Raw genomic sequence first — 24,145 nt, forward strand, 5'->3', positions numbered from 1 at the left:
GAGCCTAAAATACGTATAAATGTTGCCGTGAGTTATCTTTACTCTTTAGTGATTTATAAATCTAAAAATATTTTGATGACTGGTTTTCTCCTACAAAAGTATCTACTGAGCTTGGGGAAGAGCTGTTTTTAGAACTTTGTATAGATCGTCACCTTCTTTCTTCAAATTAAAATTTTGCATTATCTTAATAACTTTATCTTTGTCATGAATATTACTTTTTTCTAGGTCGTAGAGGTACACATCTTTGCCGTCATTTAATGTACGCAAGGCAGTTAAGTAAAGCTCATCAATCTTGAAGTCTTTGCCTGGCCAGATAAAATCAAATGGATTTCTGTAAAGATCCGTTAAATGGATATAATAAACAGTTGATGTATATTGACTTAGAAGTAGTAATGCTCCCTTAGATCTACTCTGAACGTGGCTATATATGTTTTTCGATGTGTTATAGAATTTGTCACTATCTCTTTTTAGACTAATTGTATTTGAAATATTAAAAGTAAGAATAGGAATAAAGATTATAAACACCTTAATGTTTTTATGCTTTTCTGATTTTATGAAGTAGTTAGAAATTGTAACCGGAATGATAGCGAGTAGGACATATGAAAAAAGTCCATATCTACTAAAGAAGATGGATTGATCCCTTAGAAACGGAACAAATATTACCATTGAGATATAAAATATTATCACAACTGTTGTCGTTACGAATGCCTCAGGAGATATCTTTAATTTATCAAGTAGTTTTCTTTGAATAAAAGCTTGAATGTGCTCTTTATTTTTATTAAAAAAGAATAAAATAAAGCCTAAAGTGTAGCCTATGAAAAAGTATAGAGGAAGATCCTTACTTCCTAGGAAGTTCTGAATCATTATTTTCTCTAAGAGAAATAGCTTATGTAGAAAAAAGATTGTAGGTACAATTAAGAATAGAACTACACTAACTATTATTCTTGCCCACTGATTGGTAGTAAATCTCTTCTTAGAAAAAGTATAAAGTGTTAAAAATGTCGGTAAAGCGAATATAGACTGTTCTTTAAACTGAAACGCCAATGAAAAGAACACAATGGCCAATATGAAATATTTGAATTGACCTAGTTTAATAAATTTGTAGCACATTGCTACATAGGCAGATAAGAAGAAGTACATGCCTGCATCTGGAGTTATATTAGTAATAATATGGTACATTGAAGGGGAGAGAAGTATTACTAGTACTCCAAGAATCGACTGAAGAGTTGATCCATAAAAAGCCTTAAAAAGAAGAAAAATGATTGTTAGAAACAACGAAGAAAATGTTGTTGTAATAAGCATCAAGTTTGGAATGATTTCTAAGTAGGCATTTTCATAATTAGGTATCATTGTTAATTGATTTGTTAATGAAAATAATGGTCTTCCAAAATGCAGAGATGAGTATCGGTTATAGATTGTATCAAGAGCGTAAATTAAACTATCCCAATCTGTAGGAAGCTGTGATCTATTTAATATGAATACAATAAACGAAACGAAAAAGACTAAAAAAGCTTCGAGATAACGTTTTTTATAAAAGAAAAATTGGTTTAGAACTTTTGAATAGTTTTCCATGTGAATAAAAATCCTTCTCTATTTACATTTATGAAATGCTTTAAATGCTACCATTAAAATGTTAGTTGGTCTATAATTACAATAAATAATTATAGGAAGTTATGAAATGTTGATCTCTATTATTGCAACTTCAATGAATGAATTTGATACCATCGATGAGTTCATTTCTAGGGTAGATAAAAGCTTTGAAAATATTGAACATGAACATGAATATGAAATTATATTTATAGACGATAGATCAACTGATGGCTCTCTTTCAAAAATAGAGAATTACTGTTCTAAAGATTCCCGTATCAAATTGATTCTAATGAGTAGGAACTTTGGTCGACATGAATGCTTCTTTGCCGGCTTTGAGGCCAGTAAAGGAGATGCTGTTGTAACACTGGATAGTGATCTACAAGATCCTCCCGAGCTCATTCCTCGGCTATTAGATCAAATGATTTCTCAGAAAAGTGATGTTGTACACTCAATAATGAAGAGTAGGGCTGGAGAATCTTCTTTAAAACTTTTCTTAACATCAGTTTCATACTCAATCTTAAAAAAAACCTGTACACCATCTATGCCAGTTAATTCGGGCTATTTTAAAATATCTTCTAGAAGAGTTGTTGATGAAATCATTAAGATAGGTGAAGTGGACTCCTATTTTAAAGGTTTCTTTACTTGGGTAGGCTTCAATCAGTCTTACTTGGAATACGATAGAGAGGCGCGCTCTGCAGGAGAGACTCAGTTTTCAATCTTTGGTCATAGGCCTTACAAGGACTTCTTAAAGGCAGTAACAAGCTATTCATATATGCCTTTATACTTGATAACAGTTTTAACCCTTATGATTACTTTAATTAGTATATTAATTGGAATTTTTAATCTTATTAGTAATGGAATACATAAATATATATCCATAATAGTTTCTGATGTAAGAGTTGGAGTGATATTGTTGATGGGGTCAGCTATATGTTTTATTTTAAGTATAATAGGACTATACTTAATTCAAATTCATTCATCAACGAGAGGAAGACCTCGTTATATTGTAGAAAAAAGTATTAACTTAGAAGGAATAAAATGAGCCTAGATATATTATTTGTTAATCCAGATGGACTCGACAAAGTATATGGAGAATTAAGTAAGAGTATTATGACAGTTGAACCACCTCTTTGGTGTATGATGCTTTCTAAATCAATGCTCTCAAGAGGATTTAGCACAAAGATAGTTGATTGCATTGTTGATCGTATCTCTAATAAAGATCTTACGAAATTAGTTGAAGAGTTAAATCCAAAGATTGTTGTAATGGTTGCTTATGGTCAACATCCGTCGGCAAGTACTCATACTGTTTACGGAGCAGGTCTTAGTTCAAAAGTTATAAAAGAGAACAACCCTGTTAGAAAAATAGCAATACTAGGTGGACATGTAAGCGCTCTTCCAGAAAAGACATTGACAGAAGAGGGGGTAGATTTTGTTATTAAAGGTGAGGGGGTTTATACTCTTGACCAGTTGTTGAAAACCGATCTGGAATCAGTTTCACAATTGTCATTAGTCGAAGGTTTATACTTCGAAAGAGAAAATAAGATTCTTAAGGGACCTGTTCCAAAAATGATTCCGCAAGAGAGAATGGATATAGATTATCCAGGTCTTGATTTTCGAGAAATAGACTTTCATAAATATAGAGCACCTAATTGGTTCTTATTTGGTGATTTAGAAAATAGAGGAACTTATGCCTCTATTTATACAACCTTAGGGTGCCCTTTTAAGTGTAGCTTCTGTTGTATAAATGCTCCATTTGGTCAAAGAGCTTATAGACATTGGTCTGTTGATCTTATAATGGATCAGTTTGAGCATTTTTATCAGGCGGGAGTTAAGAACGTAAAAATAGCTGATGAGTTATTTGTTTTAAAAGAATCATTCTTTTTAGAAGTTTGTGATCGACTTGCAGCAAAGAATTATAATTTTAATATTTGGGCCTTCTCTCGCGTAGATAGCTTTAAAAAAGAACATTTATCGAGAATTAAAGCAGCAGGAATAAATTGGTTAATCTTAGGGATTGAGACTTACAATGAAGATGTTAGAAGTGCAGTGGAGAAAGGAAACTTCACGAGAGATGATATAGTCAATTCTATAAAAATGATTCAAGATGCTGGAATTTTTGTTCATGCAAACTTCATGTTTGGTCTTCCAGATGACAGTCTTGAAATAATGCAGGAAAATTTAAACTTTTCTATGGACTTAAATGTTGAAACAGCAAACTTTTATTGTAGTATGCCATATCCAGGCTCTAGCCTTTACGAGAAAGCTCTACAAGATAAAGTTTTAATGCCTGAAAATTGGCTCGCATACTCTCAACACGGTGAAGATACCATTCCCCTTCCAACTAAAACATTAACTGGTGCAGAAGTGCTAACATTTAGAGATCAAGCTTGGAAAATATACCATAAGAATCCAAAATATTTAGAATATATAAACAATAGATTTGGCCCAGAAACAAGAGAGTATATTGAGAGTATTGTTGATATACCATTAAAGAGAAAGCACTTCGTTAATAAAGAGCTTGCAAAGGCATATTATGAAAACCAATGATTTAATTGAAAAATGTGAATATTTAAGAAAGAAAGTTTTGGATATTTGTCTAAAGGCAGAAACGGGGCATGTTACTTCCTCGATGTCATGTGTCGAAATATTAGCAACTCTGTATTATAAAAATTATATTAGAGTAAATCCAGAAAATGAAAATGATCCACAAAGAGATCGCTTTATTTTAAGTAAAGCTCAGGCCAGTCCTCTCCTCTATACCATTCTAGCCGATTTAGGTTATTACGATATGAAGGAATTAGATAAGTTTGCACAAAAAGATGGGATATTTGGTGTTCATCTTCAAAATACTGTTCCAGGTGTTGAAACAACAGCTGGGGCTCTAGGGCATGGGCTTGGAGTTGGTGCTGGTATTGCTCTAAGTGCAAAGATGAATAGAGAGTTATATTTAACTTATGTTCTTCTTGGAGATGGAGAGCTCTATGAAGGCTCCATTTGGGAGTCTATGAAATTTGCATCCCACAATAGATTAAATAATTTAGTAGGAATCATTGATCGTAATTACTTATGCACATTAGATTTTACTGAAAATATCTTAGCTTTAGAGCCTTTAGAGGATAAGATCAAAGCATTTGGTTGGAATTGTATTAGAGTAGATGGTCATTGTATTGAAAGCTTAGACAAAGCTCTTTCAAACCTAAGGTCAAGACCATCGTCTGTCCCGACTATGATTATTGCCGATACAGTAAAGGGAAAAGGGGTTGATGTAATGAGCTTTAGGCCATTATGTCACGGCGTTCCTCCAAAAGGTGACGATATTGAAGTTGCAAAAAAGGAAGTAGGACTATGATTACTCAAAGAGATTCTTTTTGGGATGAGCTTTATGAACTTGCTAAAGTTGATAGGGATATTATTATAGTAAGTGCTGATATGGGAGCTCCTTCCTTAGATAAGTTTAGAACAAATCTTCCAAGCCAGTTTGTTCACACAGGAATTGCTGAACAAAACTCAATCTTAGTCGCTTCAGGCCTGGCAAAAGAAGGAAAGAAAGTATTTGTATATGCTATAGCCTCTTTTTTAACTCTAAACTGTATTGAAAAGATAAGAGTTCAAAATTCCATGATGAACTTTCCTATTAATCTTGTCGGTGTTGGCGCAGGGTTTAGTTATCCAGATTCCGGTCCAACTCATCACTTGCTAGAAGATATTTCAGTAATGAGGGCACTGCCTAATATTACAATTTATTCACCAGCGGATTCAAATGTTTCAAAGGCACTTGCAAGGAACTTTAACAATCTTGCAGGAACGAATTATTTCAGACTTGAGAGACAGCCTAGAGACATTCTTTATAAAGAAGATGTCATTTTGGAGGATGGAATGAGTGAGCTTGTTCATGGTGAGGACTTGTTAATCATTTCAACTGGAATAACGACTTCAATAGCTAGTGAAATAATAGAGAATAATAAAAACTTATCTATAGGCCTTTTAGATATTTTCAAAATACCTTTAAATAAAGAAAAGCTTATAGAAATTGTCAGTCGCTATAAAAAAGTACTTACTTACGAAGAACATTTCTTAGAAGGTGGCCTAGGTAGTGCAATTCTTGAAGTACTTTCTGATAATGAAGTATATGTACCAGTTAAAAGAGTTGGGATACCAGTTTCAAAAGGTTTTTCGTATACATATGGTGGTAGAGAAGAAATTCATAAGTATTATGAAATTGATAAAGAAACAGTAGAAAGTAAGATAAGAAATTGGATATTGTAGAAAAAAAATACAAAGTCTTATCAATTTTAGTGTGGGGCGGTCTACTGTCGCTTCTATTTGTTTTTGGAATTTTTTGGAGCGGTGATACTCTCTATGTTAATTCAAGGCAATTATGGCATGATATGCCAACTTATCTTAATCTAATGTCGAGTTATAGTGAGAGAGAGTTGCTTGAATGGTTTAATCATGCTCCTTCTAGTTCTGATCTAAATTTGCGCTATCCATTCTTATTTATCTTATTACCGTCTATATTGATGAAGGTTTTCCACTTGGATGTGATAGAAGTCTATAGAGTATTCTCAATATTCGTAAGCTTTCTTCTCTTTTATTGCCTTCATTTATTTTATAATAATTTTTTAAGGTCTCACAAAAAAGCATTCTTATGTATTGGCGTTTTCTTATTAAGCTCGGGCTTTAATTACTTAAAATGGATCGTTAAGTTTTTTGAAGACCCAAGTATTCTAAATACGAATCACCTATTTCAGTATCACCCTTCTGTCGCTTCAACATTTATGTACAGTCTTTTTCCTTCGCGATCTCTATGCGGTGGACTCATTTTCTCAACGCTCGCAATACTATGCCTGGAAAGGATAAGTAATAAAAAATACTTCGCTTTCTCTTGTTTACTCTCTTTATGTAGCTTTTTTACTTATCCACACTCTTTAATTCTCATTTTCTTATATTCTGTGTGTAGCCTATTTAAGAAAAAAAATATCAAAGAATGGGTCGTGTTTGGTATGATTAATACTGCGTTTGTATCAGCTTATTCATTCTTGTACTTATCTCACCCTGATATTATAATCACCATCGACTTTAGTCCTCTATGGTTTGTATCAGGATTAAGCCTAAGTGAAGGCTCAATATATATCGTTAGAGAGTTTGGAATATTTTATTTTTTAATTGCTTTTATATTAATAAAGAATAGAACATTAGGCACACTTGATATCATAGGTTTAGCGACTCTTACTCTCTATGCATTCTTTATTATGCAGCCAAATCCATACGATAATGCGAGAATTCTAATACTGTCAAAATTATGTTTTAGCGTAAGTCTAGTAAATTTTTTAATAGAGAAATCAAAGAAAAAAATGCTCGTCATTTTACTATCCGTTCTGTTATTCGCTGATCCAATAATTAATTACATAGAAACAATTGTTCCAAATAGAGTTTCGTATCCTTTCTTAACAAGATCAGATTACGAATTATCTGCATTTATAAAAAGCAATACATTGTTGGATGATGTGTTTTTAACAGACTCTAGAAGAAATAATCCTATTTCGTTACTGGCAGGAAGAGGGAAATTTCTAGGAAATAGACATTATCTTTGGTCTTTAGGTTACAATTACACCATAAAAGAAAAAGTCGTGAATGAAATTTATGAAGGTGGTGATGGCGTTTTGAGAATTGCTAAAGACCATGGAATTGATTATATAGTTTTTTCTAAGTATGAATTATTAGCTCCAGAGATGGTAAAGAAATTTGGTCATCAAGATAATTTTGAAACCAGGCCCAGAAGAATGAATATTGAATTCTATAAGAATAACTTCAATACTTTCTACGAATCAGAAAGATACTTAATATTTAAGTTATAGATTCAATGTACAATTTAGTACGTTCAAAACCTTCTGTTGTCCCTATATCGTAAAATAGATTTGAACTCACAACGTATTGAAATGAAGATATATTTGGTTCTAGAATATTTTTTTCTAATGAAAACTGACCATTGGAGCCATGAAATAGGTTCCTATTTAATAGATAGATGCCAGTGTTTAAATAGCTGCCACTATTGCTCTTTTCATTAAAAGAGAGTATTTTTTTAGCGCTGATTTGAACAGCTCCGCTTGCACTATCTTTTTTAAAGTTGTTACATAAGAGAATGGTTGATTGTTCTGTTCTTTTAATCACCCTCTCAAAATCTTCTTTTATAAAGGTGTCGCCATTAATAACTAAAATACTTTCATATTGAGGATTTAAATTGAAGAAGTTAAGTATGGCACCACCTGTACCTAGCGGAGTTTCTTCTAAAATATAGTTAAAGTGCTTGAAATTGAATTCTTCTTTAAATTCATCTATAAATAGTTCGTATCTGTCGCCTAATAGGAAAGTGAATTTTATAAATCCTTGGGACTGGAGCTGTTCTATCATATATCGAATAAATGCTTTCTCCTTAATTGGATATAAGCATTTTGGAATTGACTCATCAATATTTAGGAACCGATTGCCCTGTCCTCCACATAGAATAACAATTTGAGTATCATGATTGTTATTCATATATTTCTATGAATTTTACCGCCAGAATTTAAATATTCAATAACTTCAAGTATACCATGTGAAAGACTCTTCTGGGCTTGAAATCCGAATGACTTAATCTTTTCGTTAGACACAATATAGTTCCTTTTGTCTGGATCTTTACTAAATTCATTTAATGAGATTTTAGTATCTGGTAAATGTGCTCTTATCTTGTTTGCAAGATCAAGCTTGGTAAGATTAGCGTTATTTAAACCCACATTAAAAATATTGTTATTCATTTGATCAAAATTCTTAATGCAAAAAATAAAGCATTCAACGACATCATTTATATGAATGTAATTTCTAATAAAATGATGTTCAAAAAGAATCAGCTCACTTTTATTATACGCAGTTTCTACAAAATCGTTTACTAATAAATCAAAACGAGTCCTATATGAAGTTCCAAATACTGTGGCAAGTCTTAAGGAGATGGCATTCCCTCTATTGTGAATAATGTTCTCAGCATTTGATTTTGTTCTTCCGTAGAGACTGATTGGTGTCAAAGGGGTTGCTTCGTCACATTCTATTTCATTTGATTTTGTACCATAGCCACTATTCGTTGTTGGAAAAATTATTCTTTGTTCTTTTTGTGAAAGATCACATATCCACTTTATTATATCTTGGTTTATGAGTTTCGCATCATTAGGGAGTTGTTCACATAATGGGGCACCTACTAAGCATGCAAGAGGGATTATTACATCTTGATTTTGAATATGATATTCTAATAAGTCTTTGTCACGAATATCAGTGTGGATAAATTCAATTTTTTGACTTTCAAAATAATGAGGAATTTCCTGATTATAGTATAGAGAGTCTATTACAGTTACTTTGTGACCTTCTGAAATTAATTTTTCGCATAGCTTGGAACCAATATATCCGGCTCCACCAGTGACTAGAATATTCATTTAAAAAGTGTAGCTTCGTAGGTCCTCTTGACAAAGGGGGGGTGCGGCAATGATAATTTTTAAATGTATAAAGTAGTGATGAAACCTCTTCGAATTTCTCTCTTCGGAGGAGGTACAGATTACCCTAGCTGGTTTGAATTACATTCAGGAATAGTTTTAGGTGGACCCATAAACAAATCGATATACTGGGAATATTCTGAAGATTCAAAAGAGTTAGATATAATCAAAAAAGTGTCATCTTTTTTAGGCATTACTGTTGAAGATTGTTTAACACTCAGAAATTCAAAGTTTTTGTCAAAAGGTTTGGGAGCAAGTTCCGCTTCAATAAGCTCATTAATTGAAACCGTATCAAATAAAGTGCTTTCAAGAAATGATTTAATCTCGAAAGTGACATATTTTGAACAAGAATATTTGAAAAAAAATGCAGGAAACCAAGATCAAATATTAGTTAATTCTAATAAATTCAAAGTGCTACGGTTTTCAAAAGATAATGTTTTTGAAGATGATGAAGAGATTCCTAGGGATACTATTCATACTTTAAATGCGAAAATGTATATAGTTGAAAGCAAGAAGAAGCGAGATGGAGAGCTAAAGGAAATTAATTTTGAAGACAATGCAGAGAGCTTGGGTGCAATAAAGGAAATTGCTGAAGAAGCCCTTGTCATCTTGAAAGATAAAAACTTTAACGAGTCAGAGTTTCATCGACTTCTCAATCTTAGTTGGAAGTATAAGAAGAAAATTTTAACTGATAGTGATGTTAAATTCTTTGAAGAAGAAATTTCTGAAATATTTAAAATGGGTGCTAGTTCTGTTAAGTTGTTAGGGGCTGGTGGAGGAGGGTACTATGTTACATTCTTCGATAGAAAACCACGGCCTTCTAGTTTTAATGAAGTCATCAAAGTAGAATTTCTTGAATAGAATAAATCATTTTAGAGAATACTGGCCAAGTTACATACTATTACTTTCTGTAATAATCTCTTCAGGAGTAATATTTAAAAAGCATAGAACTGTATCGCGTATCCAGACCCAGATGTCTAGAGTGAGTCATATTGATGGGAATTCGTTCGACGATCATTCGACGATTTCTGCAGTTAAGAATTTAACATTAGATTCATTTATTGAAAACTCTGGAATAGTAAATAGAAAAGGACACGTTCTTCATTCGTTCTTTAATGTTCCCTGCCATCAAGAGATAGAAGGACCAATTACATTTTTTGACTACTATCAAAATAAAAATAACTTGCAGTCAATTTATGAAGATTGTTTTTATACAAGAAGCCCACCTTTTACGGAGTATTTCTATAAAGCGGTAAGTAGTTCTTTTAAAGTTAATAACCTCAGAAATATATCTTTAATCATATCTGTCTTGAATGTATTTCTCTTATTTCTAATAATTAGGTCATATTTTTCATTTAAAGTATCAGTACTAACTATTTCTTTATATATACTAAGTTATAGCAGTTATGGTTGGGTACAAAATCTATATAATATACCAATTCAAGAGGGTCTTCTTAGTATTTTTATTTTGACCTTAGTAAGAAGCTTTAAGTATAGGCGTATTGTATATTTCTTAGCTCCTTTTTTGATTGTGTACACTTCAAATGAATATTTATTCTATACTCTGTGTATCGGAGGTTATTTTCTACTTATCAAAAAGAAGTCCATTAAAGATTTGTCTCTAGTGTGTTTAGGAGTAGGCCTTTCATTATCTTTGTACCTGATACAGAGAGTTATGTTTTTTGGCAGTTTAGAAAAAGTTATTGGTGATGTATCTAACACATTAACTAATAGATATCCTTTGGTGAATGATTCATTTTTTGATTCTCTTGAATTAATGAGTAAATATATCTACATGACTCTTAATTATAATGTCATAAGTGTTGCGTTAATTATTGTCTCTTTAATAGTACTTATGCTTAAAAGAAAGAGTTCTGAAGTGAGAGATATACTAGTATTTCTTGCTGGTTCTCTTCTATTTTCAATGATCTTATTTAATGTGGCCCTTTATCATACTCATATATTCTTTAGACATTTTATACTGACCTTTCTCTTATCTTTAGGCTTTGTTTTCAGAGAGTTGCTTAATAAAAATAATAAAATAGTATTAAGGTTAATAATTTTACTTGCTATCGTATGGCAGATTGGAATTTCTTTAAAAAGAGTTTCTGTTGAATACAGAATGATCTTTGCTGGAGAAGAAAAGATATTTGAAAATAATATAACTAACCAATTAAAAGACCTATTAATTTGGAGTGAATCAAAGACTTCAGTAGAGCATGGACAGAGGCACTTGTTGGTAAATAATATTACTCCCGGTAATAAGTATTTCACTCCAAGAGTTTTTAAAATTAAAGGAAATGAGAGATTTATCTTCGATTACTATTTTATAGATAAAGTTGTAGCAAATGAATTTTGGATTTTAGTATTAAATGAACAACAATTAAGTTCTCTTTCAAAGTGTCAAATTTATTCGAAAAAAAACTCAATTATTGAGTTGAATATAGCGATATCTTCTAAAGAAGAGTCGACACTACTAAAAGGTTTATACTGGAAAAAATTCTTGTTTGAAAATACTCTTACTGACTTTATTCGATTGGATTGCCGTTCAGGTGATTCTATCGATGTTTTTGAGACTATGATTTTTGGAGAAAAAAATGAAAGTGAATAAAACCGAACTTGATGGTGTACTTGAAATTGATATTGAATGCTTTAAAGATCATAGAGGGGAATACATTGAAACATATAATGAACAAATATACAAAGACAATGGAGTAGAAGTTAATTTCGTACAAGATGATTATTCTAGATCAAAGAAAGGAGTGTTTAGAGGTATTCATGGGGATAAGGTTACATGGAAACTCGTTTCATGTCTTCAAGGCAGTATTAAACTTGTTGTCGTTAACTGCAAGAAGGGCGATAAGAACTTTGGAAAGCATGAAATATTTGATTTGTCGCAAGACAATCATAAACAGGTTTTAATTCCTCCAGGATATGGGAATGGTCACTATGTAGAAACAGAAGAAGCAATATTTCATTATAAGCAATCAACTTACTATGAGCCTTCTCTACAATTTTCATATAGATATGATGAAAAAGAATTCAATATCACTTGGCCAGTAGGATTTAATCCGATTACTTCCAAAAGAGATTCTTAGTGATATATTTGAATCAAGTTTGGAAAATCACTATCGTGAAAGTATTTCTTAAAACGAATTTTTGAAGATTCTTTTCGAATATAGTCTTTAATCTCATCATATTCACCACCAATTAAAGTGGTGTGTGGCTTGATCTCTGATTTATCCTTGATTTGTAAACCTTTAATTTTCAGCCCATAGTAGTAATTCGCATTAAATGCTAGATAGTAATTAAAAATGAAAGTGTCATTTGTGTACATATTAACAACTTGCTTAGTATCGTAGAACTTAGCTAAGTGCTCACTAGCATCCTTAGCATTCTTTCCTTTAATTATTACATACTTGTTGTATTCAATACTTCCAGAAATACCAAGAGAAATGATACCGATTGCCAGTATTAGCTGATGAGAGACCTTCTTTAGTGATTTTTCCAGCTCAATACTTGCACTTAAATAAATAATTGGTATCAAAAATAAAATATATCTCACGACTATTTCTTCCAATGGCATTGTTAGAGTAATTAAAAATAGAAGTAATGTGAAAACTAATAGACGGTATAGTGGTCTACTTACATTCTCTTTTGCATAGTAAATTCCAGTAGAAATGATTATGGAACTAATTACTGTTTGTTTGAAAAAAAAGCCCATGAAATAGTTCTTAAAAGGGAAAATTTCACCATAGAAGTTATGAAGGTCAAAGGCACCAGTGATGCCTGTAATAACAAGCAGAGGGCATAAGAAATTTACAATTATCTTAGAATCAAGAATTGGTATGAATTTATTGCTATATAAAGATACAACTTTTTCTTTTTTCTTATAAAGTAGATAACCTAATAGTAGGATAATTAGTGGGATTGCTATTAAGAGTGTTGTTTCATAACGATCTCTTAGTACAGGATTCTCAACGACATAGTTAAAGCTTCTTTCAAGAATACGATGATAAATTAGAAATGGAAGCTTTATGAGAAAATGAATGATAAGTGGGCTTAGATAGATTAGATTCTTTTTTCTATCTTCTTTAGGAGTGATTAATATCTGAAGTGGAACAAATACGAACGATAATATAAATGAAAAATATCCTATGTATTGAACAGTGTTTATTAAACGATAGTCTCTCTTCTTATGATTTAAAATTAAGTCAACCTGATAGAGAATTAGTGCTGAAGTAAGTATAAATAATGGATACATTCTCAAGTACAGAGAATGATAAAAGAATAAATAAAAGAAGCTCATTGAACTGATTACTGTAAACGTATTTATTGGTGAAACACCCTTTCTTCTACAGTGAAAGAAAGCAGTAATGATAGTTAATAGAGAAAAGAGTACTGATGTATATCTTAAGGAAATAAGATTCTCACCAGTAAAGTATTTAACAACTTTTAGAAAATAAAAATAAAGGGGTTGGTGATCGTATGTGCATCCATATATTTCAGGAAGACCTGGGTGAAGTAGCTTAAGACCTTCCCTCGCGCATGAAATAGAGTAACCTTCGTTTCCATGTAATAGGTGTCTGTCAATATTCAAATTAAGAACAAAGGCGACAACAGAAAGTGAGGCAATTAATGAGAGATAAAAGTATGACTTCTTATTCAAGGAAATGATCCCGTTTATATATAGTTAATAATGATATTAAGTTATTGAAGATTTTGTCAATTTATTCATTTACTTAAGAGAGGATAGTTTGCTAAAATTTTGAAGTGAAATCACATGACAATAAATCTATCTGTATTCAACCTTGGATATCCTTAGCGCTACTTCCAAGCGGACATTTCACTCATTGTTGTATTGCTTATAAAGACAGAACTAGATCCAATAATGGAGGATTAGCTCATATTGAGAGTGATACGGTTTTTGAAGCATGGGAAAGTAACTTTCTTCGGACTATCAGAGAGAGAATGACTAATGGAGAATATCTTGAAGGCTGTGAAAGTTGCTATGTTCAAGAGAAAGCCGGAAAAGACAGCTATCGAATTTTAAATAATCGTGAATGGAAAAAGAGATTAGGAGAAGAGTCTTATAAAAAAATCTATTCTAAGGTTGATAATCTCGAAATTCAGTATATTGATCTACGTTTAGGCAATCAATGTAATTTGAAATGTAGAATGTGTAATCCTCACAATTCAAGTTTAATTAGTAAAGAGTGGAATGCGATTGATAAGACTCAAGATGCTGAACTCTATAATTCAATTCTTAAAAAATCTAATATTGACAATGATGTGAATGGAGACTGGGATACGAATAGTTTTTTTTGGTGTGATATAGAAAAGATCATTCCAAATCTAAAGAAGGCTTACCTTACAGGTGGAGAGCCGACTATAATTAACTCTAACTATATATTCATGTCTACTTGTGTACGTCTAGGTTATGCAAAGGATATCGACTTAGTTTTTAATCTAAACTTAAATACACTTCCTAAGAAGTTCTTAGACTTGATTTCGGAGTTTCGCTCTGTCAATGCCATTATGAGTATCGATGGCTATGGTGAAGTTAATGACTATATTAGGTCAGGCAGTAGGTGGAAGAATGTTCAGAGAAATATTCATAAGCTTGCCAGTAAAAAGTCTAGAGATCTCTTTATTAGCGTTAGTCCTGTTGTTCAGGTTTATAACTTATTATCACTACATAAACTAATGTATTACCTTTTAATATTACAACTTCGATATCGTAAGTATTTCTTTGTTGATTTGATATATTGCTTAGAGCCTGTTTTTTTAGATGTTAAAATTCTTCCTCCAAAGATGAAGAAAAAGGCATTGGTCAAACTCTACCCTTTATATTTTGCTTTTTTATTCATTTATCAGTTATCTGGAAAAAGATTTCATTTGTTTACAGGTGTTAAAGGTCTAGTTAATTATTTAAAAAGTAATATGAACTACTCTAGCGATGAGAAAATAGAGGACTTCCTAGCATATACTAAGATTTTAGATAAGAATAGAGGACAGTCTTTTGAGAAATCTCTTCCAAGTACTTATGGGTATCTGAGGTCATATGAAAAATAATTCTTCCGTATGCGCCTTACCTTTCAGTCATGTGGCAGTTAGAACAAATGGTAATTTTTCTCTATGCTGTATGGCATATAATGACTCTAAAATGTCTTATAAAAATTCAAGCATAACTGAGTTTTGGAACTCTATATATTTAAGAAAAGTTAGAATCTTGATGAGGTTAGGTATTAAGCTTTCTGATTGTAAGGTCTGTTACAAAGAAGAGAAGCTTGGAATTAAAAGTCATAGACTTGTAGAAAATGAAAGTTGGTGCAAAGACAATAGTAAAAATGACATTCAAGAGATATTCAAAGTTTCGAGTTTGACAGGTAGAGTTTCTAAGCAGGCCCAGTCATTTGATATAAGACTCGGAAATAACTGTAATCTTGAATGTATAATGTGTCAGCCACAAGAAAGTAGTAAGTGGATTGATAGAGGAAAGAAGTTAATAAAGCACTTGAATAAAGGATCACTACTTTATCATCAGTGGAATGATAGAGTTAAAATAGATATGAATGACTATTCGTGGGTAACTCAGGAAAATATTTGGTCAGAATTCATGTCTTTAATTCCATATATTAAGACGATGGTAATTGGTGGTGGAGAGCCACTTCTAGTGAAGGAACATTTAGATTTTATAAAAAAGATTTCTTCAGAACAGGATGTGTCTCATCTAATAATTAGATACCACACTAACGCTACTCTTTACTTAGATGATATGATTCCTTCATGGAATAAATTTAAAAAAGTTGAATTCTTTTTGAGTGTTGATGGTAAAGATAGATATGCTCGATATATACGCTATCCAAGTAATTGGTCCGTGATAGAGGAGAATTTGAAAAGATATGACAATTTACCAGAGAACTACGAAGTTCGTATTCTATATACTGTAAATAATATTAACGTTTCTCACTTTAGTGACTTTGTTGAATGGCTAATCTCAATGAACTTCAAGAAAAGAGAGAAGTTTACTCGTCTAGATGAGTTCTTGATTATTGGTTTTGTTCATTGGCCAAAATATCTTAGTATTGTAAATCTAAGTCTTGAGAAAAAAGAAAAGGCAAAAGAAGTTATCCAAGTACTTATAGATAAGTATGATGATCTCGGGGTTACAAATTATAAACAAATTATAGACACTCTAAGTAACCCTTTGAATGAAGGTGAATTGAAGAACTTCGATAGGTTTACTGATTCTCTAGACAAAATTAGAGATATTAAGAAAGAGGAGCTTGTATGAAAGTCTCAGTAGTGATTCCTTGCTATAATTGTGAAAAAACGATTTCTAAAACCTTGAATTCGATAATTTCTAACAAGAGAGTTGGTTTTGAAATTGAGATTATTGCTGTTGATAATAATTCAACTGATAAGACTAAAGAAATAATTACAACTTTTACAGATGTTAAATATTTACTTGAGACTAAGCAAGGTCGCTCTTTTGCTCGTAATACTGGTTGGAAGTTTTCACAGGGCGAATATATTGCCTTTGTCGATTCAGATGTTGTCATAGAAAATAACTGGCTATTCAATCTTTATTCTGAGTTGAATTTTAAAAATATTGGTGGTGGTCAGGGGCAAATTCGACCGGCTTCTGATGGAGATACTTTGTTAGACACTTATAGGTCTCAGTCTACTGAGTATTCTACAGGCGGTAGTTTTATTCTACTGGATATTCTTTGTTATGAAACACCTATGATAAATTCTGCTGCTTGTATGTATTCTAGAGTCGCTCTAGAAAGCGTAGATGGATTTGATACAAATCTAGTACGACATGAAGATATAGACTTGTCTAGAAGAGTTTTTTTGAATGGCTTTGATTTGGTATCAACACCAAATGCTATTGCTCATGTTTACTTTCATGGTGAAGGTTTTATAGATTACTTAATAAGAGACTTTTGGCACGGCTATTATAAGAATGATTATCTTAGAAAATGGTCCCGTCCTGCAATGACTAAAAAGAAGAAAAAAGAAAAGAAATTAGCTAAAAAGAATGAAAATAAAAATTATTCTAAACAATTAATAACAAGAGAATTATACATTGAAGAGGTTAGGGAGAGTTCTATTAATTATCTTCAAGGTTTAATGATGCTTCTCTCTAAGTTTTCCAAAATCTTTAAGACATTCGAAGTATATAACTTAATTAATTTAATGTGTGAACTTTCAAGATGTTTAGGTGTTTTTGTTGGTCAGTTTAAAGAGAACAAAATTGCCAAGTATAAGTTTCAATATAATACACGAAAGGATGGTGCTTTAAGCGAATATGCTAGAATAATATACTTTAATGAGCAATTGGCATTATTTGATTTTAAAAGCTTAACCTATAAAATATTAAAAGGTGCAAGCTATTACTTTATTAGAAATACGGTTAACGGGGATAAGAAGTACTGTTTAGAAACAAGTATTAAGAATGACTTAATTGATCAAGGCGTTTTGTCTGAATACTAGTTTTTTTAAATATTTATATACACAGCGAGGATTTAAGAAAACTCTACTATATAGAATGCTTGAAGCATTTTGCGAAATTTTTTCTCTTATATTTCTTCTTGAGAGTGTTAATAGTCTTTCAAAATCCTCTCAGATTTCGATCATATTATTTCTTATCTTCTCTTTGATCTGTATTCTATTTAGATATCTATATGTAAATAATATCTTACTAATTAACAAAATTATTGTTAGAGATTTTCTCAATTTTAGTTTTTCTCAGTTAGGCAGAGTATACGATTCAGAGTTTCTTAGTAAGAAGAAAGATAGATTGTTTCATACAATCAGTAGTCAAAGTTTTAACTTTTTCAAGGGGATTGAAGGAGTTATCAATACTTGCTCAGATATTGTTTTAATTGCAGGTTACTTCTTATTAGCTACATATTTTAATGTAAGCCTCTATAGTATCTTTTTTGTACTAGTTGTTTGCTCATCTACTATTCTTCTGTACGCGAAATATTCACATAAAGAAATTGTCACATACGATAAGGTAGTAGACTTTCTTTCAACATATATTAAAAGCCATATAAGCTTTCAGTACTTTTCATTGAGTTCTATTGTTGAAAAAAAGCTAAAAGTAGAAAATAACAGATTCTTTGATCACTTAATTCACAAGGAAATGCTTAAGAATCGCTTCATTTCTATTCAAGATTTTTTTGTAATCATTATTGTCTTTATATTTCTTCTAAAAGAGGCTGGTAATCGGGCAGAAGTTGAAACATTAGTTCTTATAGGATTACTTCTGAAAATTATTCCAAGATTACTCAATTTATTTGAAAGTATTTCTTCTTTTAGAGAAGGTATTAACTCATTCGAAAGTACTAAATTGCTATTTTCTCAGGCCATGATAGGTAAGGATAATAGGACAAATAATGTACGTGACATGGAGATGAGCTCATTGCGAGTTAAGGATTTATACTTTTCTTATGATGGGAATGAGGTTATTTCTAATTTATCTTTTTCAATAGATAGAGGTGATAAAATTGCAATCATTGGTAAGTCTGGAACTGGAAAGAGTACCCTCTTACGTATTCTTTCAAAGAATATTGCATTACATTCTAAAGTAGAAATCAATGGCACTGTAATAGATGACCCTCAATTTTTTAGGAAGAATATTTCATATCTTACTGAAGAATGTTCTATCTTTGAGGGGCTTTTAAGTGAAAATATCACAGGAAAGTCCTCTCTCACCTTAGAAGAAGAAAGTCGCATGAAAGAGATTCTTCTATTATGCGACTTTATGGATGATGTTCAAAAAATGGATTACGAGATTTATGCTTTCATTAATAAAGATGGAGAAAATTTATCGTTAGGACAAAAACAAAAGTTAATGCTTGCTAGGGCACTATATAATCTCCCTCGTCTTTTAATATTAGATGAAGCTACTTCTAATATTGACCTAGTTTCTGAAAAGAAAATATTTGATCAAATTAAAGAAACTTACCCTGATTTGAGTATAATTATAGTTACTCACCGTTTATTTTCTTTGAAATGGGTCGATAATATATTCAAATTAGAGTCAGGTGTTTTAGTAGAAGATAATGAGCTATTAGAAAAAATTAAATCTTCAAATGATCTCTTCTAGAGAAGTCTTTTTGTAGGTACTATAATAAATCAATCCTAAGCCTGCACCAAACATTTGTGCCAACTGAGTTATTGTCATTACTGGGATATATTTTAACATTGAAAATTTTTTGTTCTTTTTTATAAACTCAAAAAATGAAATGTTTGACGTTAACCAACAAAGAAAAGAAATCAGAGATATCTTGTAAGAGATAGTCCAAGCTGAAATAGTGATTAATAAAAATATTAATGCCAAGAGGTGTGCTCTATTTGAGTGAGTGACTTTATTTAAATCACCTATCTTCTCTTTTGTTTTTAGTAATATCAACTCGGCCATATGAAATGATATTTTTAAGTCATAGAGGAATATACTTTTTAAAGTATATTCTTTTAAGTGCTTCATTTGTAACTCAGGAGAAAGAAATATTGGTATATTTGCTCTGCTCAGTTGAAGTCCAAAATAATTATCTTCAACAATCCTCTTGTTTTCTGGCCAGTATATCTTCGAATTGGTTGCTGTCATTGAACCATATAAGAAATCGACCTGCCCTAAATGTTTTGAGAATTGGTAACAAATATATATATTTTTAAAGTGAGAATATATATTTTCACCAATGTTCTGATCAAGATAAGATGTAAGAAAGCTTATTTCATTTCTTTTTTCAAAATATTCTTTAATATATTGCACTTGATTTAATGACAGATAAACGTCACTATCTAGAAATATATATATACTTCCATTTGCGGATTGCAAGCCAATATTTCTAGACTTTGATGGCCCATAGTTTTCTTGATTATTAATAATTCGAAAATTTGATGCGTTGATACCTGAAATGCTACGAGTCGGGTTGTCATTAACGATTATAACTTCTATTTCATTTTCATCTTCGAAGTGCCTAGTTATTTTCTTTAAGTGAAAGGAATCGTAGCAGGGAATAATTATTGAAATCATCTTTTCTCAATATAAGTTTCGTCATCAAATAACTCCCATGGACTTCTTGCTGAAGGAGAGTTGTTTATCTGTTCACTACAAGCGATAGCACTTAGAATGGAGTGATCTTGATTGTTGTATCTGTGCATTCCATTTCTACCAATTAAGTGAATACCAGGACATTTTTCTGAGAGAAAATTACGAATGATTTTTAAATCTTCTTTATAGTTATCATGGTAAATAGGATAAGCATTTGGCGCCTTTATAACTTCAAAGTCAGTCACATCATCTTTTGAGTTTATAAAATTAAGTTCGATAGCTTCTTTTATGGCAAAATCTCTCAGCTGTTCATTTGAGAGGTTCCAAAAATCTTCTTTCTTTGAACAAAAATATTCCAGTCCAATACAGGCCTTCTCTTTACTTGGTACCATTGCTTCTGACCAATTGTGAAAGAACTGAACCCTTGCAACTTTTACTCTTTCTTCATGTATATAAATCCAGTTATCATCAAAACTAGGGCATTTCTTTATCATTAAAGAAACTGTTAAAAAGTCTCTATGTTTGAAATGTTGTGATGTATTTAAAATAGATTGATAACTAGAGCTTTTTATTGAAGGGATAAATTTGTTAACTGGTATTGTAGAAATTACTTCATCATAATTGTTTATAAAAGTCTCACAATTCGTTTGATACTTTGCACTCCATTTATCTTCATTTCTTTCTACAGATTCATAGAAGTGATTGAGCTTGATTTTTCCACCCATTTTTTCAATTTCATTCTTACAGCTCATCCACATTTGACCAGGACCATTTTTTGGGTATTTGAAATTAGAGATTAATGTTTTAGGAGAGCTAAAGTTAAAATTAAAACTTCTCGTAAAGGCATTCCATGCAATTGAAGGTATTGAAAGACCCTGAATTCTTTGCGCTGCCCAGTCCGCAGATATTTGATTACAAGGAATTCCCCATACTTTTTCTGTATAGCTTTTAAAAAAGAATTCAAATAACTTCTTCCCTAATTTCTTACTAACCCATTGTTCAAAATTATTTACTTTGTAAAATGGATTTAGATGGTGGGTTAGATAGCTTGAAAGTATTTGAATATTTGTAAAAATATTAAACTTAAGAAAGCACTCTTTAATTTTGATTGGATAATCAAAATAAGTACCATTAAAAAATATTCGAGACTTTCTTTTTCTGCTTAAGAACTCATTCTTACTGAGTAATGAACTCCAGAATTCATTAACTTCTGAATACTTAGTATAGAAACGGTGGCCACCTATATCGAATTTATAGCCATTCTTTTCTACTGTTTTAGCTAATCCTCCGACTTGATTATTACTTTCTAAAATAGTTACTTCATGACCAGTTTTGGCAAGAAAGTATCCAGCAGTTAGTCCGGCAGGTCCTGCTCCAATAATTAATATACTTTTGGATGTTTTATTGTTCATGAAGTAGGACGGAGGTAATGAACCTGGAGCTTGGGCTCCAGGCTAAGTGATTTTTTAAAGAATTGTTTTGGCCAGTACAGTGGCAACGTCTTCAATTTCAATTCCATCCGTATTCGTTTGTTCATTTTTAGAAGAATGAAAGTTTATCATACAGTAAGAACAAGCTGTTGCTAATTTTTCAACTTTTGTTTCACCGATATGCTCGAGTCTCTTCTCTGCAAGATGAACTCCCTCTGGAAGCTCATACCACATATTTCCACCACCCATTCCGCAGCACATGGCCTTTTCTTTATTTTGTTCCATCTCTTTAATAGAAACACCTGAGGCCTTCAATATCTCTCTTGGAGCATTGTATTCACCGTGATGTCTACCAAGGTAGCATGGATCGTGGAATGTAACTTCTTCATTCGACTTTCTTTCAGGTACTAGTTTACCACTTCTGATTAATTCCGCCAGTAATTCAGTATGGTGAACAGTCTCAAATTCTCCATCTTCAAACTTCCCATACTCTTTACCAATCGTGTGTAGACAGTGAGGACAGTGAGTAACAACTTTTCCAAAATCATACTGATTCATATTCGCGATATTTTCGATAGCAACTTCATAGAATGTATACTCATCTCCAAATCTTCTAATCGGGTCACCATTACATTTCTCAGTTTTCCCCATTACAGCAAAGCTTACTCCCGCTTTAGTTAAGAGCTTAACTGTATCTTGAACAACTTTTTGGTTATTGGCATCGTATGACCCAGCGCAGCCTACATAGTAGAGGTAATCAACTTTCTTACCAGCTTCGATGACAGGAACATCCATTCCTTCGGCCCACTTGAATCTATCTTCTTGAGTGATTCCCCAAGGGTTTCCGTTAATTTTGATTTTATTTGCAGCGTCTGCAGCAGCAGGAGGTATATCTCCAAGAGTTAAAGTCTTATATCTCTTGGCCTCCATAATGATATTAACATGTTCAATATTGGCAGGACATTCTTCCATACAAGCACCACATGTAGTACAAGCATCGATCTCGTTAGAGGCATAGATAGGGTTTTCCCATAGCTCTCCATCACTTTCACCCTTAGCTTGAAGATCAAAAGCAAAGTCTCTCGCCTTTGTAATAATCTGCTTAGGATCAAGACTCTTTCCAGCATTATTAGCAGGACACACGTTTGTACAACGTCCACACTCAACACAAGTTAGAAGATCAATTCTATTCTTAGCAGTAAGTTCTGATAATTTACCAAGACCAAAAGTTTCAGCATTTTCATCTTCAAAGTTCATTGGATTTAGAACTGCACCTCTTCTTGGAGGAGTGATAAGCGCTTGGAATGGTAAAAGAAAGATATGAGAAAATTTAGAATGCCCAATACTTGCAACAAATGCCATTGTGTTGGCCATATGTACAAACCATAGTGTCTTATAAATTCCTGCCAAAGTACCATCACTTAGGTTGAAAGTTTGAAATAGACTCGCTAGACACCAACCAATTGGGGCCCAAGTTCTTTCACCCTCTGGCATTCCTGTTCCTAAAATTCTAAAGCCTTCAATGAAATATCCTAGTATAACTAGTGCTGATAGCATCGCATACATGAAGAGTTCTTGCTTAGGTTTAGTAGAAGAAAGATAGGCTGGTTTATTAATATATCTTCTTTTAAAAGCGAGTGCGATACCAACTAGAACCATAAGTCCTGCAATATCAGCAGCAAATGATACGACTATATAAAGAGGACCTTGAAAGATCTTAAATGGTGTATCGTAGTGAATTGCAACAAGATCAGTTGCAATCCATAGAATGAAGAATCCCCAAAAAATTAATCCGTGAAAAATTTTAACATCTTTAGACCTAGGAACCTTACCAGTTAAAAGAGCAGTCTTGAAAAATGCTCCCCAGTTTAGTTTCTCAGGAAGAAGCTTCTTTAATCCTTTAATTCCTTCGCCTGCCGTAACGAACATCATTTTAGAGTGAAACCCTTTAATCATGTAAGCGATACTCGCAAAAAATAATACGTACATTGCCACTTTCATGTTGGAAGGTATATTCCACATAATCTCACGGCTTGCTAACGTTGCATCCATAGCTCTTCTCCTACCACTCTTGCGGTATGTCAAAATATTGTTTTTATATCAGTTTCACTAATAGAATAGTAGATTTAGCGTAATAAATGAATGAGAAATTTTAGGCACATAGAGAATTTACTATTCGCTAAAGAAAATAGGAATCCACTTGGTTGATATATTTATAACATCAAAGTATTTAAGTCTCTTATTGGTACCACTATTTTTAGTCTGCTACCTAAATAAAGAGACAATCCTTTCGCATAGGCTCTTTTACGGCTGCACTTTGGGAGGAGTTACTATTTACTCTATTGTTCCTTGGTTGGAATTTCCTCGTGAGATCTTGTTTAAGATATCCGTAATGTCGCTAGCGGTAGTAATAGCTTCAGCAACTTTTGAAATTTTGCGCTCCTATATTGATAATACTGCGCTAAGACAGAAGAAAAGGGCCCTAAAAAAGATTCCTTTATTTGTTATTATTATTTTCTACTCACTTTCTAATTTAT

General features: G+C 32.1%; 19 protein-coding genes. 12 read left to right on the forward strand and 7 right to left on the reverse strand.

What is annotated here, in order from left to right; translation table 11 throughout:
* Positions 1-102 precede the first annotated feature (102 nt).
* Positions 103-1,572 (reverse strand): glycosyltransferase family 39 protein, encoded by a 1,470-nt coding sequence (locus DPQ89_RS14270; protein WP_127717707.1) that lies wholly within the window; start codon positions 1,570-1,572, stop codon positions 103-105.
* 106 nt (positions 1,573-1,678) lie between these two features.
* Between DPQ89_RS14270 and DPQ89_RS14275 the strand changes: the two genes are divergently transcribed.
* The 5 genes from DPQ89_RS14275 to DPQ89_RS14295 all read left to right on the forward strand — a co-directional run bounded on the left by DPQ89_RS14275 (position 1,679) and on the right by DPQ89_RS14295 (position 7,448).
* A complete protein-coding gene (locus tag DPQ89_RS14275; RefSeq protein ID WP_127717708.1) occupies positions 1,679-2,632 on the forward strand; it encodes a glycosyltransferase family 2 protein in 954 nt (317 codons plus the stop codon).
* On the forward strand, positions 2,629-4,137 hold the full coding sequence (locus DPQ89_RS14280) for a B12-binding domain-containing radical SAM protein (protein WP_127717709.1): 1,509 nt from the start codon (positions 2,629-2,631) through the stop codon (positions 4,135-4,137). Before DPQ89_RS14275 ends, DPQ89_RS14280 begins: the two co-directional genes overlap by 4 nt.
* Positions 4,124-4,939, forward strand: a complete 816-nt coding sequence (locus DPQ89_RS14285; protein ID WP_127717710.1) for a transketolase — start codon at positions 4,124-4,126, stop codon at positions 4,937-4,939. The genes DPQ89_RS14280 and DPQ89_RS14285 overlap by 14 nt, the downstream gene beginning before the upstream one ends.
* On the forward strand, positions 4,936-5,856 hold the full coding sequence (locus DPQ89_RS14290) for a transketolase family protein (protein WP_127717711.1): 921 nt from the start codon (positions 4,936-4,938) through the stop codon (positions 5,854-5,856). The genes DPQ89_RS14285 and DPQ89_RS14290 overlap by 4 nt, the downstream gene beginning before the upstream one ends.
* A gap of 143 nt (positions 5,857-5,999) precedes the next feature.
* Positions 6,000-7,448 (forward strand): hypothetical protein, encoded by a 1,449-nt coding sequence (locus tag DPQ89_RS14295; RefSeq protein ID WP_127717712.1) that lies wholly within the window; start codon positions 6,000-6,002, stop codon positions 7,446-7,448.
* Here DPQ89_RS14295 and DPQ89_RS14300 read toward each other — a convergent pair.
* Positions 7,438-8,127: a sugar phosphate nucleotidyltransferase gene (locus tag DPQ89_RS14300; protein WP_127717713.1), complete on the reverse strand. Its 690-nt coding sequence runs from the start codon at positions 8,125-8,127 to the stop codon at positions 7,438-7,440. The genes DPQ89_RS14295 and DPQ89_RS14300 overlap by 11 nt on opposite strands.
* On the reverse strand, positions 8,124-9,050 hold the full coding sequence (locus DPQ89_RS14305) for an NAD(P)-dependent oxidoreductase (RefSeq protein ID WP_127717714.1): 927 nt from the start codon (positions 9,048-9,050) through the stop codon (positions 8,124-8,126). Before DPQ89_RS14305 ends, DPQ89_RS14300 begins: the two co-directional genes overlap by 4 nt.
* Positions 9,051-9,113: 63 nt before the next feature.
* Between DPQ89_RS14305 and DPQ89_RS14310 the strand changes: the two genes are divergently transcribed.
* Genes DPQ89_RS14310 through DPQ89_RS14320 form a run of 3 tightly spaced genes read left to right on the forward strand, consistent with a single transcriptional unit; the run spans position 9,114 to position 12,205 of the window.
* Positions 9,114-9,968 (forward strand): hypothetical protein, encoded by an 855-nt coding sequence (locus tag DPQ89_RS14310; protein WP_127717715.1) that lies wholly within the window; start codon positions 9,114-9,116, stop codon positions 9,966-9,968.
* Positions 9,961-11,718: a hypothetical protein gene (locus tag DPQ89_RS14315; RefSeq protein WP_127717716.1), complete on the forward strand. Its 1,758-nt coding sequence runs from the start codon at positions 9,961-9,963 to the stop codon at positions 11,716-11,718. Before DPQ89_RS14310 ends, DPQ89_RS14315 begins: the two co-directional genes overlap by 8 nt.
* Positions 11,705-12,205 (forward strand): dTDP-4-dehydrorhamnose 3,5-epimerase family protein, encoded by a 501-nt coding sequence (locus DPQ89_RS14320; RefSeq protein ID WP_127717717.1) that lies wholly within the window; start codon positions 11,705-11,707, stop codon positions 12,203-12,205. Before DPQ89_RS14315 ends, DPQ89_RS14320 begins: the two co-directional genes overlap by 14 nt.
* On the opposite strand, the gene DPQ89_RS14325 is transcribed toward DPQ89_RS14320, so the two are convergent.
* Positions 12,202-13,776, reverse strand: a complete 1,575-nt coding sequence (locus tag DPQ89_RS14325) for a glycosyltransferase family 39 protein (protein WP_127717718.1) — start codon at positions 13,774-13,776, stop codon at positions 12,202-12,204. The two genes, DPQ89_RS14320 and DPQ89_RS14325, sit on opposite strands and share 4 nt — an antisense overlap.
* 104 nt (positions 13,777-13,880) lie before the next feature.
* Here DPQ89_RS14325 and DPQ89_RS14330 point away from each other — a divergent pair, with 104 nt between their 5' ends.
* From DPQ89_RS14330 to DPQ89_RS14345, 4 genes are read left to right on the forward strand one after another with little or no spacing between them, the layout of a single operon-like run.
* Positions 13,881-15,182 (forward strand): twitch domain-containing radical SAM protein, encoded by a 1,302-nt coding sequence (locus DPQ89_RS14330; RefSeq protein ID WP_127717719.1) that lies wholly within the window; start codon positions 13,881-13,883, stop codon positions 15,180-15,182.
* Positions 15,172-16,404: a twitch domain-containing radical SAM protein gene (locus DPQ89_RS14335; protein WP_127717720.1), complete on the forward strand. Its 1,233-nt coding sequence runs from the start codon at positions 15,172-15,174 to the stop codon at positions 16,402-16,404. Before DPQ89_RS14330 ends, DPQ89_RS14335 begins: the two co-directional genes overlap by 11 nt.
* Complete coding sequence (locus tag DPQ89_RS14340; RefSeq protein WP_127717721.1) at positions 16,401-17,609, forward strand: glycosyltransferase family 2 protein; 1,209 nt, start codon at positions 16,401-16,403, stop codon at positions 17,607-17,609. The genes DPQ89_RS14335 and DPQ89_RS14340 overlap by 4 nt, the downstream gene beginning before the upstream one ends.
* Before the next feature lie 55 nt (positions 17,610-17,664).
* Positions 17,665-19,230: an ABC transporter ATP-binding protein gene (locus DPQ89_RS14345; RefSeq protein ID WP_127717722.1), complete on the forward strand. Its 1,566-nt coding sequence runs from the start codon at positions 17,665-17,667 to the stop codon at positions 19,228-19,230.
* Here the strand turns inward: DPQ89_RS14345 and DPQ89_RS14350 are convergent.
* From DPQ89_RS14350 to DPQ89_RS14360, 3 genes are read right to left on the reverse strand one after another with little or no spacing between them, the layout of a single operon-like run.
* The gene (locus tag DPQ89_RS14350) at positions 19,213-20,160 is read right to left on the reverse strand and encodes a glycosyltransferase (RefSeq protein ID WP_127717723.1); all 948 of its coding nucleotides are present in this window, start codon (positions 20,158-20,160) and stop codon (positions 19,213-19,215) included. The genes DPQ89_RS14345 and DPQ89_RS14350 overlap by 18 nt on opposite strands.
* Positions 20,157-21,590: an NAD(P)-binding protein gene (locus DPQ89_RS14355; protein ID WP_127717724.1), complete on the reverse strand. Its 1,434-nt coding sequence runs from the start codon at positions 21,588-21,590 to the stop codon at positions 20,157-20,159. Before DPQ89_RS14355 ends, DPQ89_RS14350 begins: the two co-directional genes overlap by 4 nt.
* 54 nt (positions 21,591-21,644) lie before the next feature.
* Entirely contained in the window at positions 21,645-23,660 is a 2,016-nt protein-coding gene (locus DPQ89_RS14360; RefSeq protein WP_127717725.1) for a heterodisulfide reductase-related iron-sulfur binding cluster, read from the reverse strand.
* Positions 23,661-24,145: the final 485 nt, after the last annotated feature.

The organism is Halobacteriovorax sp. HLS, assembly GCF_004006665.1.
Classification (GTDB): Bacteria; Bdellovibrionota; Bacteriovoracia; order Bacteriovoracales; family Bacteriovoracaceae; genus Halobacteriovorax.

What these genes read in the sequence shown, in the direction of transcription:
- DPQ89_RS14270 (WP_127717707.1), bottom strand. Translation starts at nt 1,572, where the DNA reads ATGGAAAACTATTCAAAAGTTCTAAACCAATTTTTCTTTTATAAAAAA.
- DPQ89_RS14275 (WP_127717708.1), top strand. Translation starts at nt 1,679, where the DNA reads ATGTTGATCTCTATTATTGCAACTTCAATGAATGAATTTGATACCATC.
- DPQ89_RS14280 (WP_127717709.1), top strand. Translation starts at nt 2,629, where the DNA reads ATGAGCCTAGATATATTATTTGTTAATCCAGATGGACTCGACAAAGTA.
- DPQ89_RS14285 (WP_127717710.1), top strand. Translation starts at nt 4,124, where the DNA reads ATGAAAACCAATGATTTAATTGAAAAATGTGAATATTTAAGAAAGAAA.
- DPQ89_RS14290 (WP_127717711.1), top strand. Translation starts at nt 4,936, where the DNA reads ATGATTACTCAAAGAGATTCTTTTTGGGATGAGCTTTATGAACTTGCT.
- DPQ89_RS14295 (WP_127717712.1), top strand. Translation starts at nt 6,000, where the DNA reads ATGTCGAGTTATAGTGAGAGAGAGTTGCTTGAATGGTTTAATCATGCT.
- DPQ89_RS14300 (WP_127717713.1), bottom strand. Translation starts at nt 8,127, where the DNA reads ATGAATAACAATCATGATACTCAAATTGTTATTCTATGTGGAGGACAG.
- DPQ89_RS14305 (WP_127717714.1), bottom strand. Translation starts at nt 9,050, where the DNA reads ATGAATATTCTAGTCACTGGTGGAGCCGGATATATTGGTTCCAAGCTA.
- DPQ89_RS14310 (WP_127717715.1), top strand. Translation starts at nt 9,114, where the DNA reads ATGTATAAAGTAGTGATGAAACCTCTTCGAATTTCTCTCTTCGGAGGA.
- DPQ89_RS14320 (WP_127717717.1), top strand. Translation starts at nt 11,705, where the DNA reads ATGAAAGTGAATAAAACCGAACTTGATGGTGTACTTGAAATTGATATT.
- DPQ89_RS14335 (WP_127717720.1), top strand. Translation starts at nt 15,172, where the DNA reads ATGAAAAATAATTCTTCCGTATGCGCCTTACCTTTCAGTCATGTGGCA.
- DPQ89_RS14340 (WP_127717721.1), top strand. Translation starts at nt 16,401, where the DNA reads ATGAAAGTCTCAGTAGTGATTCCTTGCTATAATTGTGAAAAAACGATT.
- DPQ89_RS14345 (WP_127717722.1), top strand. Translation starts at nt 17,665, where the DNA reads ATGCTTGAAGCATTTTGCGAAATTTTTTCTCTTATATTTCTTCTTGAG.
- DPQ89_RS14350 (WP_127717723.1), bottom strand. Translation starts at nt 20,160, where the DNA reads ATGATTTCAATAATTATTCCCTGCTACGATTCCTTTCACTTAAAGAAA.
- DPQ89_RS14355 (WP_127717724.1), bottom strand. Translation starts at nt 21,590, where the DNA reads ATGAACAATAAAACATCCAAAAGTATATTAATTATTGGAGCAGGACCT.
- DPQ89_RS14360 (WP_127717725.1), bottom strand. Translation starts at nt 23,660, where the DNA reads ATGGATGCAACGTTAGCAAGCCGTGAGATTATGTGGAATATACCTTCC.